Source organism: Staphylococcus casei (genome assembly GCF_030294405.1).
Taxonomy (GTDB): domain Bacteria; phylum Bacillota; class Bacilli; order Staphylococcales; family Staphylococcaceae; genus Staphylococcus; species Staphylococcus succinus.
In genome coordinates this window covers 361,777-376,762 of sequence record NZ_CP125718.1, presented here as the reverse complement: position 1 = coordinate 376,762, position 14,986 = coordinate 361,777, and the positions used below count along the sequence as shown (strand labels likewise).

At 33.9% G+C, this 14,986-nt stretch carries 17 protein-coding genes; 9 read left to right on the top strand and 8 right to left on the bottom strand.

Annotated elements, in window-relative coordinates:
* Nucleotides 1-62: 62 nt before the first annotated feature.
* Entirely contained in the window at nucleotides 63-968 is a 906-nt protein-coding gene (yut, locus tag QMO72_RS01620; protein WP_103267053.1) for an urea transporter, read from the bottom strand.
* Between the two features lie 217 nt (nucleotides 969-1,185).
* Here yut and QMO72_RS01615 point away from each other — a divergent pair, with 217 nt between their 5' ends.
* The 7 genes from QMO72_RS01615 to QMO72_RS01585 are packed head-to-tail and all read left to right on the top strand — an operon-like array spanning nucleotide 1,186 to nucleotide 6,243.
* A complete protein-coding gene (locus QMO72_RS01615) occupies nucleotides 1,186-1,488 on the top strand; it encodes an urease subunit gamma (RefSeq protein WP_069823124.1) in 303 nt (100 codons plus the stop codon).
* Between the two features lie 15 nt (nucleotides 1,489-1,503).
* Nucleotides 1,504-1,911, top strand: coding sequence for an urease subunit beta (ureB, locus tag QMO72_RS01610; RefSeq protein ID WP_103267054.1), 408 nt, complete (start codon nucleotides 1,504-1,506; stop codon nucleotides 1,909-1,911).
* Nucleotides 1,912-1,913: 2 nt separating this feature from the next.
* Complete coding sequence (gene ureC, locus QMO72_RS01605) at nucleotides 1,914-3,629, top strand: urease subunit alpha (RefSeq protein WP_103267055.1); 1,716 nt, start codon at nucleotides 1,914-1,916, stop codon at nucleotides 3,627-3,629.
* 10 nt (nucleotides 3,630-3,639) lie between these two features.
* The gene (gene ureE / locus QMO72_RS01600; protein WP_069823127.1) at nucleotides 3,640-4,092 is read left to right on the top strand and encodes an urease accessory protein UreE; all 453 of its coding nucleotides are present in this window, start codon (nucleotides 3,640-3,642) and stop codon (nucleotides 4,090-4,092) included.
* A complete protein-coding gene (locus QMO72_RS01595) occupies nucleotides 4,085-4,774 on the top strand; it encodes an urease accessory protein UreF (protein WP_103267056.1) in 690 nt (229 codons plus the stop codon). Before ureE ends, QMO72_RS01595 begins: the two co-directional genes overlap by 8 nt.
* 12 nt (nucleotides 4,775-4,786) lie before the next feature.
* The gene (gene ureG, locus QMO72_RS01590) at nucleotides 4,787-5,401 is read left to right on the top strand and encodes an urease accessory protein UreG (protein ID WP_046836440.1); all 615 of its coding nucleotides are present in this window, start codon (nucleotides 4,787-4,789) and stop codon (nucleotides 5,399-5,401) included.
* Nucleotides 5,401-6,243 carry an urease accessory protein UreD gene (locus QMO72_RS01585; RefSeq protein WP_103267057.1) on the top strand — a complete coding sequence of 281 codons (843 nt, stop codon included), beginning with the start codon at nucleotides 5,401-5,403 and terminating at the stop codon, nucleotides 6,241-6,243. The genes ureG and QMO72_RS01585 overlap by 1 nt, the downstream gene beginning before the upstream one ends.
* 103 nt (nucleotides 6,244-6,346) lie before the next feature.
* On the opposite strand, the gene QMO72_RS01580 is transcribed toward QMO72_RS01585, so the two are convergent.
* Entirely contained in the window at nucleotides 6,347-6,553 is a 207-nt protein-coding gene (locus QMO72_RS01580; RefSeq protein ID WP_103267058.1) for a hypothetical protein, read from the bottom strand.
* A gap of 245 nt (nucleotides 6,554-6,798) precedes the next feature.
* Here QMO72_RS01580 and QMO72_RS01575 point away from each other — a divergent pair, with 245 nt between their 5' ends.
* Nucleotides 6,799-7,281 carry a thioesterase family protein gene (locus tag QMO72_RS01575; protein WP_103267059.1) on the top strand — a complete coding sequence of 161 codons (483 nt, stop codon included), beginning with the start codon at nucleotides 6,799-6,801 and terminating at the stop codon, nucleotides 7,279-7,281.
* A gap of 92 nt (nucleotides 7,282-7,373) precedes the next feature.
* On the opposite strand, the gene QMO72_RS01570 is transcribed toward QMO72_RS01575, so the two are convergent.
* The 4 genes from QMO72_RS01570 to QMO72_RS01555 all read right to left on the bottom strand — a co-directional run bounded on the left by QMO72_RS01570 (nucleotide 7,374) and on the right by QMO72_RS01555 (nucleotide 11,519).
* Entirely contained in the window at nucleotides 7,374-8,504 is a 1,131-nt protein-coding gene (locus tag QMO72_RS01570) for an ABC transporter permease (protein ID WP_103267060.1), read from the bottom strand.
* A gap of 2 nt (nucleotides 8,505-8,506) precedes the next feature.
* Nucleotides 8,507-9,211 carry an ABC transporter ATP-binding protein gene (locus tag QMO72_RS01565; RefSeq protein WP_103267061.1) on the bottom strand — a complete coding sequence of 235 codons (705 nt, stop codon included), beginning with the start codon at nucleotides 9,209-9,211 and terminating at the stop codon, nucleotides 8,507-8,509.
* 260 nt (nucleotides 9,212-9,471) lie between these two features.
* Nucleotides 9,472-10,620, bottom strand: coding sequence for a bifunctional cystathionine gamma-lyase/homocysteine desulfhydrase (locus QMO72_RS01560; RefSeq protein WP_103267062.1), 1,149 nt, complete (start codon nucleotides 10,618-10,620; stop codon nucleotides 9,472-9,474).
* Nucleotides 10,620-11,519, bottom strand: a complete 900-nt coding sequence (locus tag QMO72_RS01555) for a PLP-dependent cysteine synthase family protein (RefSeq protein WP_103267063.1) — start codon at nucleotides 11,517-11,519, stop codon at nucleotides 10,620-10,622. Before QMO72_RS01555 ends, QMO72_RS01560 begins: the two co-directional genes overlap by 1 nt.
* A gap of 216 nt (nucleotides 11,520-11,735) precedes the next feature.
* Between QMO72_RS01555 and QMO72_RS01550 the strand changes: the two genes are divergently transcribed.
* On the top strand, nucleotides 11,736-13,028 hold the full coding sequence (locus tag QMO72_RS01550; RefSeq protein ID WP_103267064.1) for a homocysteine synthase: 1,293 nt from the start codon (nucleotides 11,736-11,738) through the stop codon (nucleotides 13,026-13,028).
* Between the two features lie 103 nt (nucleotides 13,029-13,131).
* Here the strand turns inward: QMO72_RS01550 and QMO72_RS01545 are convergent, their stop codons facing one another.
* Nucleotides 13,132-14,040, bottom strand: a complete 909-nt coding sequence (locus QMO72_RS01545; RefSeq protein ID WP_286093226.1) for a CobW family GTP-binding protein — start codon at nucleotides 14,038-14,040, stop codon at nucleotides 13,132-13,134.
* Nucleotide 14,041: 1 nt separating this feature from the next.
* Nucleotides 14,042-14,587 (bottom strand): dCTP deaminase, encoded by a 546-nt coding sequence (dcd, locus tag QMO72_RS01540; protein ID WP_103267066.1) that lies wholly within the window; start codon nucleotides 14,585-14,587, stop codon nucleotides 14,042-14,044.
* Nucleotides 14,588-14,986 lie beyond the last annotated feature (399 nt).

The following is a 14,986-nucleotide window of genomic DNA, read 5'->3' as shown; positions in this document are numbered from 1 at the left end:
TTAAATGTTTAGATTCAGATAACTTTTGGTTTGACCAAACACACATTTTTAAATTTCACGATTTAGCGTTGCCATTTCTCTTCCCTTTGGTTACCTGCAAAAAGCATAATCCAAGTCGCTATAATAAATGGGAGCGTAAATACTGGCAACCCAAACGGTGTTAATAGCGTCGTCATACTGGCATGTAAAATAACCGTTAGTAAAATACCTAAAATGATACTTATATAACGCGAAATTTTTGTATTAAAGTTTATACCTAATGCTAGCACAGTAAGTATGACATTATAACCAAACAACCCATCATTTATTTGATCGTGATTAGCGCCTAATACTATTACCGCTGCAAAACCAATGACATTGGCAATCATGGCAAATACTCCCGCTTTTCTAGATGCAATGAATATACCAATTAGGATTAATACACCTGCAAGTATACTTTTCAATAAAAATATTTCACTAAAGCCTGATAAAAAAGCATTTATAAAATGGATACTATGGCCCGAAAATTTAATCTCTTGTACAGTGTCAGGTAAAATATTGACATCCGCATTTACAAATTTAAATTGAAATGACATTAATAAAATCATCCAACTTACAAATACATATGGCATCGTTAGCATGGGCACGCCAAACGGCTTTAAAAAAACTCTAAACGCTGCACCAATTGGCATTGTTATAACTATGGCTACTAATATAATGATGATGCTATACCATTTTGGAACTAAAAAAAGTGTTAAAGCAATTGCAGTTAATACCGGATTAAATCCTGCCAATCCCATATTGATTTCTTGTTCTGAATAATTTGTTCTTTTAGCTAGTAATAATGAAATGACACTGGCGATTAAAGCCATGAGTCCTACTTTCCAATTACCTATAAATAAACCAACTAATATAAACAATCCCGTCCACGCATGATTTAACAGCAAAACTTGTGCAACATTCTTCAATATAATCTGCATTGCATTCACTTTGTCACCTGATTTCTAAATATGCTCTAACTTAATTTATAATATATTAATCTATATTGAATTTAAAGCAATACATATTTTTTATCACAAAATTACTTTTTATCTGTGAAATGAATTTCAATGTGTAATTCTTGTAGTTCAATCCTATTCGTCTTATTATTAAAGTGCACGTATATATTATGTACAAATTATATAAATTGGGAAGGTAGTGAGTTTCGTGCATTTTACACAACGTGAACAAGATAAATTGATGTTAGTCGTAGCAGCTGATTTAGCGCGCAGACGGCAACAAAGAGGGCTAAAATTAAATTATCCCGAAGCCGTAGCAATTATTAGTTTTGAATTGCTAGAAGGTGCAAGAGATGGAAAAACTGTTGCAGAACTTATGAGTTATGGCAGACAAATATTGGGTGAAGATGACGTCATGGAAGGTGTTACTGATATGTTAACCGACATAGAGATTGAGGCCACTTTCCCTGATGGAACTAAATTAATTACAGTTCATCACCCGATTGTATAAGGAGGAATGGTTTATATGAAACCTGGTGAAATTATTGTAAAACGTACTGAAATTGAAGTGAATAAAGGCCATGATGCAACGATCATAGACGTAAAAAATACTGGTGATCGACCTATTCAAGTTGGTTCACATTATCACTTTTTCGAAGTTAACCCTGCCCTTCATTTCGATCGTGAGAAAGCTTATGGCAAACGTTTAGATATTCCTGCAGGTGCAGCTGTTCGTTTCGAACCAGGGGATGAAAAAGAAATTCAGCTTGTGGAATATACTGGGAAACGTAACATTTTTGGATTCCATGGTGCCGTTGACGGTCCCATAGATGAATCACGTGTCTACAAACCAAATAAAGATAACACAAATATTAAAGCGAACCAAAAAGCGAAACAATCTAGTGCTAATGCCAATAAAGAAAGTGGGGAATAACGATGAGTTTTAAAATGACGCAATCACAATATACAAGTCTTTATGGTCCAACTGTTGGTGATTCCGTTAGACTTGGTGATACAAATTTATTTGCTAGAGTTGAAAAAGATTATGCTACGTACGGAGATGAAGCAGCATTTGGTGGTGGCAAGTCTATTCGAGACGGTATGGCCCAAAATCCTAACGTGACACGCGATGACAAGAAAGTCGCAGATTTAGTCATTACAAACGCAATGATTATTGACTATAACAAAGTCATCAAAGCGGATATTGGCGTAAAGAATGGATATATCATGAAAATTGGTAAAGCTGGTAACCCAGATATTATGAATAATGTCGACATCATTATTGGTGCTACAACAGATGTTATTTCTGCTGAAGGAAAGATAATTACTGCTGGCGGGATTGATACGCATGTCCATTTTATAAATCCAGAACAATCACAAGTAGCTCTTGAAAGTGGCGTTACAACACATATAGGTGGAGGTACAGGCGCTTCAGAAGGTTCAAAAGCAACAACTGTAACGCCTGGCCCATGGCATCTCCATCGTATGCTAGAAGCAGCCGAATCCTTACCTTTAAATATTGGCTTTACCGGTAAGGGACAAGCTGTAAACCATACCGCTTTAGTGGAGCAAATCCATGCAGGCGCTATAGGATTAAAAGTACATGAAGATTGGGGCGCAACGCCTTCTGCATTAAATCACGCATTAAGTGTAGCGGACGAATATGATATTCAAATCGCATTACATGCCGATACATTAAATGAGGCTGGTTTTATGGAAGAAACTATGGCTGCTGTGAAAGACCGCGTACTACACATGTATCATACTGAAGGTGCTGGTGGTGGTCACGCACCTGATTTAATAAAATCAGCTGCTTACAGTAACATCCTCCCTTCATCTACTAATCCAACACTCCCTTATACGATTAACACAGTGGATGAACATTTAGATATGGTAATGATTACACATCATTTAAATGCTTCAATCCCAGAAGATATCGCTTTTGCTGATTCTCGTATTCGCAAAGAAACGATTGCTGCAGAAGATGTCTTACAAGATATGGGTGTATTTAGTATGGTAAGTTCCGATTCCCAAGCTATGGGACGTGTGGGGGAAGTAATTACGCGTACTTGGCAAGTTGCTCATCGTATGAAAGCACAGCGTGGCCCGTTAGATGGTGATAGTGAATATAATGATAATACACGTATCAAGCGTTATATCGCTAAATATACAATTAACCCTGCAATTACACATGGTATTTCAGAATATGTTGGCTCCATAGATGAAGGCAAACTTGCAGATATTATCATGTGGGATTCAGCATTTTTTGGAGTGAAGCCAGATGTCATCATTAAAGGTGGCTTAATAAATACTGCTATAAACGGAGATGCTAACGGTTCTATCCCTACTTCTGAACCACTTAAGTACCGTAAAATGTATGGTCAATTAGGTGGAAATATGCAAAGTACGTCTATGACTTTTGTATCTTCAACTGCCTATGATAATGATATTGGTCAATTATTAGGACTTAAACGTAAATTAAGACCTGTGCATAACATACGTAAACTGAGCAAAGCCGATATGAAAAATAATAATGCAACACCGAAAATAGAAGTTGATCCACAAACATATGAAGTGTTCGTAGACGGTAAAAAAATCTCAAGTGAACCAGCTACAGAACTCCCATTAACACAACGTTATTTCTTATTCTAGGAGGATAAATATGATCATCGAAGAAATTGTAGGCAACGTCGCGAATCTATCCGATAGCGAAAAAGGCAAACATATTGAGAAAGTCTATCTTGAAAATTCAGATTTGGTTAAACGTATTCAACGTGTAACTACAGATCATGGAAATGAAATCGGTATACGTTTAAAACAACCTATCGACCTTCAATATGGCGATATTTTATATAAAGATGAGACCAATATGATTATCGTTGACGTTAATACCGAAGATTTACTTGTCATTCAACCACGCACTTTAAAAGAAATGGGTGATATCGCACATCAACTTGGCAATCGACACTTGCCAGCACAATTCACTGAAAATGAAATGCTTGTTCAATATGATTATTTAGTAGAATCTTTACTTAAAGATTTAGGCATCCCTTACAGTCACGAAGACCGTAAAGTAAATCAAGCATTTAGACATATAGGACATTCACATGATTAATCATGCACACTTTCGTCTGTTTCAATTTTGTGATTCACAAGTTCCGACAGGTGCATTCAGTCATTCGTTCGGTCTTGAAACATATATTCAACGCCGCACTGTTCACGATGAAGCAAGCTTCCAACAATGGCTTACACTGTTTCTAAATGAGCAATTAACATATGCAGATGGCTTAACAATGCGTCTAGTCTACGATGCACTGAATCTCCAGGATGAAGCGGCTATTTTACGATTAGATCAACTCCTCTTTGTACAAAGTTTACCTAAAGAAACAAGACAAGGTTCTAAACAAATGGGGAATCGTATGGTTAAACTCGCTCAAGAACTTTATGACAGTGAATGGTTGATGTGGTATTACACACAAATGAAAGAAAAAAAGGCACATTTGCATCCTGCGATTTGTTTTACGATGCTTGGTCATTTTCTAGAACTAGATATAGAAACGATTATTGATTATTACCTTTATCAGAATATTTCTAGTCTCACTCAAAATGCTGTACGAGCAATTCCTTTAGGTCAAACTGCTGGACAGCGTATTGTCCATCAAATGATTCCTAAAATGAAAGAAACGAGAGCGCATATATTCACTTTGGATGAATCACAGCTTGGTATTACTGCCCCAGGCCTCGAAATGAATCAAATGGAACATGAAAACGTAAATGTAAGAATATTTATATCTTAGGAGGACTAAATTATGTCAGAAGCCATTAAAATTGGTATTGGTGGCCCAGTTGGTGCTGGAAAAACCCAACTTATCGAAAAAATTGTTAAACGATTATCGAAAGATATGAGCATTGGTGTTATCACTAATGATATCTATACAAAAGAAGATGAAAAAATATTGGTTAACTCAGGCGTATTACCAGAAGATAGAATTATTGGCGTAGAAACTGGAGGCTGTCCTCATACAGCTATCCGTGAAGACGCATCAATGAACTTTGCTGCAATCGATGAATTAATAGAGCGTAATGACGATATAGAACTTATTTTTATTGAATCTGGTGGAGACAATCTTGCCGCTACATTTAGTCCAGAGCTGGTTGACTTTTCAATTTATATTATTGATGTTGCTCAAGGCGAGAAAATTCCTCGTAAAGGGGGACAAGGAATGATTAAATCTGACTACTTCATCATCAATAAGACAGATTTAGCTCCTTATGTTGGTGCTTCTTTAGAACGCATGGCGGAAGATACACAAATATTCCGTGCGCATCGTCCATTCACTTTTACAAATCTGAAAACAGATGAAGGTTTAGATGACGTTCTGCAATGGATTGATCAAGATGTATTACTTAAAGGATTAGCTTAATGTCTCAATCCAAGAAAATATGGACTGGCCAATTAGATTTATCTGTTTTTAATAACGGAAAAAAATCTGTGGCAAGAGATATCTTTTTTGAAAAAGCATTAAAAGTGATGCGCCCTGTTTATTTAAATGGTTCTAATATCCCAACATTTTATATCGTCAATGTCGGAGGTGGCTACTTAGATGGTGATCGTTATAAAATGAATTTTAATATAGATTCAAATGCTAAAGTTATTTTAACATCACAAGGGGCTACTAAGATTTACAAAACGCTAAATGATCACGTGGAACAATATCAAACATTTAATATTAAAGATAACGGCTATGCAGAATATGTCGGAGATCCGATTATCGCTTTTGAAAACGCAAAATTCTATCAACACAATACTTTCAACTTAAGTCAAAATGCTGCACTATTTTATACCGATATCTTAACCCCAGGTTATTCTAAAACGGATAAAACATTTAGCTATACGTATATGCATTTACTAAATGAAGTTTACGTTGATGATACTCTTGTTGTTTTTGATAATATGCTACTCGATCCAACAAAGAACAATGTTAATGATATTGGCTATATGGAAAACTATACACACCTTGGGTCTTGTTATTTCATACATCCTCAAGTGAATCAGAAATTTATCGATAGTGTTTATGACCAAATCAAGCATTTTCAGCAAGCATATGATTGCAGATTGGGTATTACACAATTACCTACTCACGGTTTCACGATTCGTATCTTGTCTAATAAGACACAAGTTATCGAGAAAATTTTAACAACTTTACAAAGTTATGTTTTAAAACAAATTTTCGATCGAGATTTAGACTTTTTAAGAAAATATTAAATCTTCTGGGATAAAATCCCCAAAAGTAAGAGGGTCATCAGATTGAACTGATGACCCTCTTATCTATATCCCCCGTTTCTTCCCCTTCATTAAATACCAAATATCATAATGTACTCAGTAGCCCTATCACACTGATTAATAATAAGACAATTGTGGCAATATAAATTAATAATTTCTGTTCTTTGCTTAATGCATTTTCTTTTTTCGTAAACAAACTAAATAATGATCCATCTTTTCCCATTAATAAGGCAATTGAATAAATAAGTAAGACTAAAGATATAAAAAATACTATCAATGATATAAAGAACATCACACAGAACCCCTTCCTTCCTATGTATTATAGTACAAGTCTATCGTAACACTATCTCTTAAATTATATTTTCATTTACATACATAAAGCACTATTTTCCTTATATATAACAGAATTGACATACCACCGTTTTTTAAATTGCGCTATTTTTTATTTCAAATAAAACAAATTGTTAACTTCTTACTTATATTCTTGGTACAATCAATCATAGATATTAACAGTAAAATTTTTATAGGAGTGATCTTATGACTGAACTATATATTTATAAGAACACTGTGCAACCATCTTGGATAGATCATAACAATCATATGCATGACGCACAATATTATTCAATTTTCAGTGATGCAGTCGTTGGCTTTTTCGATTCAATAGATTTCACAGTATCATATAGACAAAATCAAGCCGCCACTATTTTTAGTGTCGAAGCACATATATCTTTTTTGAAAGAGTTATTACTCGATGAAGCATTTTATATCAAACCATATATTTATGATTATGATCAAAAAAGAGTTCATCTATTCCTTACAATGTATAACATACAAAATGAACGCATCGCGACTTATGAAGTCATTATGATGTGTGTGGATAACCAAACTCGTCGCAGTACAACATTTCCAGAAGCAATATATGAAAAAATAAAATGCTACTTTGACAAACAACAAGCCTTCGAAATTCCAAAACAACTTGGGCATGTCATAGGTATTCCAAAAATTAAAAGTAACACATAAAATATAGAGGCCTAATCAAATTTCATAGTGTGATTAGGCCTCTTATATTAATATAATACAAATTTTTATTACAATGACTTGAATTAAACTTTCTATACTTTTCTATATCGTTTCATACCAAAAATATTTAAAATTAATAGGACAACAAATATGCCGAATAATATCACTAAGTTCATATAAATATCTTCTATACCATAACCTTTAATCATGACATCTTGCATCGCTTGTCCAGTATAGAATAATGGCATAAGGTGTGCAAAATATTGTAACCCAACGTTCATAGATGCGATTGGTATCAGTCCAGCAAATAACACTTGCGGGACAATGACAAGTGGAATAAATTGAATCATTTGAAACTCTGATGATGCAAAGGTAGATAATAATATTCCGAACGTTAATGCTACGAGTGCAGTTAAAATTGTTGTCACTAACACCAACCAAATCGGCCCTTGAACAGCAATATTCAATACATAAATAGCAAACATTACGACCACGAAAGTTTGAATAATACTAAACAGACCATAGCCCATGATGTAGCCAAAAATAATTTGACTACGCTTAATCGGTGAGGCCAGTAACCTTTCTAAAGTCCCAGATGTCCTTTCTTTTAATAACCCAATCCCTGAAATTAAAAACGTAAAGAAAAATACAAAGAAACCAATTAGTATCGGATTGATCATATCAAAGTACGTCGAATCTTTACCACCATATAAATAATGCGTCTTTATATTCATAGGCTGTTTACTCATATCATTATTGCCTGCATCTGCTTGAACAACTTCAGGAGTGTTAGCTTGTCTTAAAGCCTTTTGTAGTTGATTGGTATTAGCTTTCATTTGCCCCATATTATGACTAATGACCCATTTTTGATTTGTAGAAGCTAATGCGCCTGACTCTGTCGGATTATCATTAGCTAACGTAACATGTAAGTTATCATTTTTTTGATAGATAAATCCTGTAAGCTCATCTTTTTTAATTTTATCAGCTATCTTTTTATGGCTCGTATAGCTTTGTGTGGAAATATCTTGTTTATGTAATTCAGCTACAAGCGTTTGTGGCACATTCTGAACGCCTACTTTCACGCCATTTGTATTATCTGAAACGGAAAATATATAATATAGTAAAGATAAAATAAGTATTGGGGCGACTAATAACAGCATTAGCGTTCTGATATCTCTAATTGTTTGTTTAAATATACGTTTCGCAATGTGTAATGAATTCATAATTAATCCTCCATCTTCAAGAATACTTCTTCAATTGTCTTTGCATTATATTGTTGCTTTAATTCATCGGGTGAACCTGAAGCAATAATTTTCCCGTGATTCATTAGTAATAATTTATCACAGCGAGAAGCTTCATCTAGCACATGCGTCGTTACCAATATACTTTTATTTCTTTGTTTCGCATCATCTAAATCTTGCCATACCGCTCGTCTCAATTTGGGATCTATACCGACTGTAGGCTCATCTAAAATTAAAATATTAGGATCCTGTAAAAAGCTAATCGCTAAGGATAGTCGTCTTTTCATGCCTCCAGAATATGTAGATACCTTTTGATTTAACGCATCTTGAAGTTGTACCATTTCACTACAACTTTTAATACGTTCTTTAATATACTTACGCTTCTTAATATAGATTCCAGCGAAGAATTTCAAGTTTTCTTTACCTGTTAAATCTTCGTATAAAGCATCACTTTGTGCCATGTAGCCAATATCTTTCAATACTTTTCTATTTGGAATTTCTCTATCATTTACCGTTACCCAACCTGTATCTGTCTTTTCCATACCTAATATACATTGTATGAGTGTCGTTTTCCCTGTGCCAGAAGGTCCAATGAGTCCGACAATTTTCCCCTTTTCAAAAATAACATTTATATCTTTAAGTATATGTTTTTTGCCGAATGACTTATTAATATTATGAACTTCTATCATCTCTTTAACCCCTTACTTGCAATAATTTTTATACTTTCCGAGCGTAATAATATACCAACATGCACTAACAAATTATATACACGTATTAATTACCCTATATTTCATATGCTTAATGACCTTATTTTGATTCCATGATACTCTCAAAAACAAATCATTTTCTATAAAGTACTTTCATATATTCAATCATCAAAAATTACTAAAATATAAAATAACCTAGGAATAATTTCCTAGGTTATTTTATATTATCATTTAACTTTGTGTTATTTATTTAATTTATCTAAAGATTGTTTTAAATCTTCAACTAAGTCTTCAGTATCTTCAATACCTACCGATAAACGAATGAGACCATCTGCAATACCTTCTTTTTCACGAACATCTTTGGGGATAGAAGCATGTGTCATTAAGGCTGGGACAGAGACTAAGCTTTCTACTGCTCCTAAACTTTCAGCTAACGTAAAATATTGTAATTCACGGATAACTGCTTTAGCGCTATCTATATTAGAGACTTCAAAAGCAATAACACCTGTATGTCCCTCCGCTTGTGCTTGATGAATATCATGATTTAAGTGTGTTTCAATGCTTGGATGGAATACATGTTCTACCGCTTGGTGCTGTTGTAACATTTCAATAATTGCAAGCGCATTACGTTGTATTTGCTCCATACGCAGACCAAGTGTTTTAATACCGCGTATCAATAAGTAACTATCTTGAGGTCCTAAGACGCCACCCGTTGAATTTTGAATGAAGCCGATGCGCTCTGCTAAATTACTGTCGCTTGTAGCAACTAATCCTGAAACAACATCACTATGCCCCCCTAAATATTTCGTAGCTGAATGTAATACAATATCAATACCTAGTACTAATGGATTTTGAAAATAGGGCGTCATAAATGTATTATCCACTACAGAAATCAACTCATATTTCTTAGCAATTTCCGCTGTCTGTTGAATATCTGTAACACGTAATAAAGGGTTAGAAGGTGTTTCAATATATAACATTTTTGTTTCTGGTTTAATATATCGCTCTACTTGATCAATGTGTGTAGTATCAATAAAATCTACCTCTATACCATAACGCGTAAAGACTTTTGTTAACGCTCTATAAGTCCCGCCGTAGACATCAGAATTTAATAATAAATGGTCACCTTCATCTAATAACATGATCACTGCAGTGATTGCGGCCATCCCAGAACCAAAAGCAAACCCATACTGACCTTGCTCTAAATCAGCAATAACACCCTCTAAAGCACTGCGTGTTGGATTTGCTGACCGTGAATATTCGTAGCCTTGTCTTAAATCACCAATCTCATCTTGGATATACGTACTTGTTTGATAAATTGGTGTTGTTACCGCGCCTGTATATGGATCTGTCGTTAATCCGCCGTGAATTAATTGTGTTTTTTTATTCATTATAAATTCTCCTTATAATCAAATATTTGTTTAGACATGTAACGGTCACTACCATCTGGGAATATTGTTACAATGACACCTTTATTGATGTGTTTCTTTACTTCTAATGCCCCTTGTAACGCAGCCCCTGAAGAACTACCAACAAATAAGCCTTCTTTTTTAGCCAATTCCTTTACATTATTGAAAGCTTCCTTGTCGCTTACTTTCACAATATCACTTACTAATGAATGAGGTAAAAATTGTGGCCATTGTTCCGATCCAATCCCCTCAATATCATGTGAATGTTGTTTACCTCCACTTAATATGGAACCCTCAGGTTCTACAATGACACTCTCTACATCAAATGATGCTAAATATTGAGCAACTCCAGAAAATGTACCACCCGAGCCGACACCAGCAACAAAGTAGTCTATTTCAGGCAACTCTAATGTGATTTCTTGTGCTAATGTATGCGCATAAGTTCTAGGATTATCCTCATTTTCAAATTGATTTATATATAGTGCCCCAGTATCCGCTTCATATTGTTTGGCTGCATTTTGAGCCCCTTTCATGCCCAATGCTTTATCAGTTCTTTTAATTTCAGCACCTAAGGCATGCATAATAGATATCTTTTCTTCTGAGAAACCTTCAGGTACAAAAATAACTGTATGGATCCCAAAATGATTACCTGACATCGCTAATCCAATACCCGTATTACCCGCTGAAGCTTCTACAATAGTATCGCCTTTGTTTATTAACTTATTCTCCATTGCGCGCTCTATTATAAACTTACCCAATCTATCTTTAACGCTCCCACCAGGATTAAATTGTTCTAATTTAGCATAGATTTGTACATCCTCATTACTAAAAGATTTTAATAATACTAGCGGTGTATTGCCTATTAAATCATACCCAATCATCATAGTCCTCCATACATGCAGTTATTTCTTTTTATTCCCTACTATACTGATAAGAATTATAATTAATTATTTCCTGTTTTGCAAATATTATTTTTAAAATATTGCAAAATACCTTTTCTAATTCCTAGCTTTTTAGTAAGAAAACTTGAAATCACATTTAAGCTCTTGTATAGTTGTAATTATCAGAAAATTCAATCTTATAGGAGGATTTATGTTATGACTCAAAAATCTTGGCATTTAGATACGTTATCTATTCACGGCGGACAAGAAGTAGATGACTTTTCAAAAGCACGCGCAGTCCCTATTTACCAAACGTCTAGTTATGTGTTCGATAGTACAGATCATGCACAAAAATTATTTTCACTTGCTGAAGAAGGTAATATTTACACTAGAATTATGAATCCTACTCAAAACGTTTTTGAGGAACGTATTGCTGCTTTAGAAGGTGGTGTTGGCGCTTTAGCCACTTCATCAGGTCAAGCTGCTATCCATCTTGCACTTTTAAATATTGTAGAATCTGGTGATGAAATTGTAGCTTCTTCTAATTTATATGGTGGTACATACAATTTACTAAATGTAACGTTTAAAAAACTTGGTATCAAAGTTACATTCGTAGATCCTAGTAACCCTGAAAATTTTGCACATGCAATTACTGATAAAACAAAAGTTGTCTATGCTGAAACAATCGGTAATCCACGCATTGACGTGCTAGATATCGAAGCTGTAGCAAAGGTTGCACACGATCACGCTATTCCACTTATTGTAGATAACACTTTCCCTACACCTTATTTATTGCGTCCTTTTGAATATGGAGCAGATATTATTGTCCATTCTGCAACTAAATTTATTGGAGGACATGGCACGTCGATTGGGGGCGTGATTGTTGATAGTGGTAAATTCAATTGGGATAATGGTAAATTCCCAGGATTAGTAGAACCAGACTCAAGTTATCATGGGGTGTCTTATGTTAATGATGTTGGTGACGCCGCTTATATTACAAAAGCACGTGTTCAATTATTACGTGACTTAGGATCAGCCGTATCCCCTTTTAATGTTCATGAATTTTTAATTGGTTTAGAAACATTACATCTTCGTTTAGAACGTCATTCAGAAAATGCACTCCGTGTAGCACAATTTTTAGAAGAACATCCAAAAGTGACGTGGGTGAACTATCCAGGATTAGAAAGTAACGCATATTATGAATTGGGTCAAAAGTATTTACCAGATGGTCAAGGCGCAATACTTACATTTGGTGTTGATGGCAGTGTAGAAGATATTGGTAAATTTGTAGAAAACTTAAAATTGTTCTCCCATTTAGCAAATGTTGGAGATTCAAAATCATTAGTAATACATCCAGCCAGTACAACACATTTACAATTATCACCTGAAGAACAACAGGCTTCAGGTGTCGTCCCAGAACTTGTGAGATTGTCAGTTGGTACTGAAAAAATTGACGATATTATTTCTGACATTGACCAAAGTTTTAAAGCATCACTTGGAAATTCTTAAAAAATTAAATATAAATGTAAACAAACCAAGTGCTATAATAGCATTTGGTTTGTTTTATTGATTAAGTTTAATTTATGCATAGTGACAGTATAGGGACTTATGTTTATATATCTTTTTTAGATTGCTTAATGGACCTAATAATTTCGTCGTTATTCATATTATGGCCTATAATGACAATATAATTATCCATATTTAAATCTGTCGTTTGTATATTTAGCTGATTATTTGCATACTGAATCTGACTTTTTAGGTTGTTCTCACCAAAATCTATAAATCCTTTAACCCTATACACGTATGATGGTAAATTTTGTATCCAATGTATAAAATCATTTTTATGCCAATTCGATGAAAATTGATATAAACAGTGACCTATACTCCCATGAAAAATTTGATCATCACTTTTTTCAATCCATTTTTCGTCTTCAGCTATTGTTATATTTTCTATCTTAATGTCACCATATTTTGTTATAAAGCATTTAATTTGGGGATATTTACGCATTAGTACATTCAATATTTCCAATATTTGCTCTGAGTTTAATAAATCAACTTTGTTTAGAACTATATTTGAACAATGTTGTAACTGGACATCTACTAACTTTTGTATCATTTTCGGTAATTTCTCTAAGTTATAATATAAATGGGCATCTAATACGCCAAGGATACTTATGACCTTTGAGAATGGCGCAAGTACGGGCGTTAAGCATGCGTCTAATACCTCACTTGGATGCGCTATACCACTACATTCTATAAAGAGAATATCAGGTTTAAAAGTCATATAAATTTCATGTAATTGTTTTGTGACATCTGTTTTTAATTCGCAGCATATACATCCATTTACGATTTCATTAACTTGTATATTGCGATCAATCAAATAACTATCTACACTTTTTTCACCGAATTCATTCATAAGTACTGCTGGTTTCTTGCCGTTATTCAGAGCTTCTTGAATTAAATGGTTCAAAACTGTGGTTTTTCCCCCGCCTAAAAATCCACCAATAATAACAATTTCCATATTATCGTACGCTTCCATTGTTTAAATCTTTATAACTCATACTGCCTGTAGTCGTTGATTGTCCTTGATATTTACCTTTATATGATGCTTCACATCTCGTTGTTGTTTCAGCTAATACCATTTGACAAATGCTTAAGTTCTCATATACTACTAATGAAAAATGATTTGCATTATACAATTCCAAAGTGATATTACCCTCAAAACCTGGATCTATCCACCCCGCATTCTGTATAAATAAACCTGCACGTCCAATTGAACTTCTACCTTCAATCCAGCCTGATAAACAATCGCATATTTTCACATATTCGTTAGTCGTAGCTAATACAAAAGAATTCGGTGGAATTTCCATTTCCTTTGTTGTTAATACTTTATATTCAAATGGTTCATAAATACTTTGTCTATTACCTTTAGGTTTTTTTGCTATTAAATATGTATCCCCTAGAGTTAAATCAATTGATGCAGCTTCTATGTTAGAAGCATTATATGGCATAATGACAAGTGCTTCTTGTTGTATATATGACTTAATACTTTTATCTGAAAGTATCATAGTGTAACGCTCCTTATAATAATTTAAAATAATCATTTATTTATATTTTCAATTCTTTGATATATCCTTTTAAATACTTTTAATATGTTCCCACTTCAATATTCTTTTTAAGTATCCACTAATACAGCCTCTAATATTATCTAATTCTACTCTGACATACCGAAATCGTTTGTGGTCAAAGGTAGTGTAATCAGTTACCTTATTTGAGCGCATTGTTGAAAAACGCTTCCGCTGTTTTCTACTTCACCAATAAATAGACTGTATATAGCACCTTACTTTTAAAGTAACTGCACTGTCGATACCTAATAGACCATAGCAATGATTACACCTTTACGTTTTATTAATATGTTAACCCCTTATAATATGTTGAAAATCTTTATAAAATATTCCCAAGGAAAT